The following is a 362-nucleotide window of genomic DNA, read 5'->3' as shown; positions in this document are numbered from 1 at the left end:
GGCACCATCGGTCACGTGGACCATGGTAAAACCACTCTGACCGCTGCTATCACCACTATTCTGTCGAAGAAGTTCGGTGGCGAAGCCAAAGACTACTCCCAGATCGACAGCGCGCCGGAAGAGAAGGCTCGCGGTATTACCATTAATACCGCTCACGTAGAATACGAAACCGAGTCCCGTCACTACGCTCACGTAGACTGCCCGGGTCACGCCGACTACGTTAAGAACATGATTACCGGTGCTGCCCAGATGGACGGCGCTATCCTGGTGTGCTCGGCCGCTGACGGTCCGATGCCGCAAACCCGCGAACACATCCTGCTGTCCCGTCAGGTTGGCGTTCCGTACATCATCGTGTTCCTGAA

Annotated in this window: 1 protein-coding gene; it reads left to right on the top strand. The window is 56.9% G+C overall.

Annotated elements, in window-relative coordinates; genetic code table 11:
- Positions 1-362: GTP-binding protein (locus tag ACUXV1_RS23255; protein ID WP_446016778.1), on the top strand; the 362-nt coding region annotated here is incomplete at both ends.

The organism is Chromobacterium sp. W521 (assembly GCF_052805975.1).
This window is presented reverse-complemented; position numbering and strand designations above follow the sequence as displayed.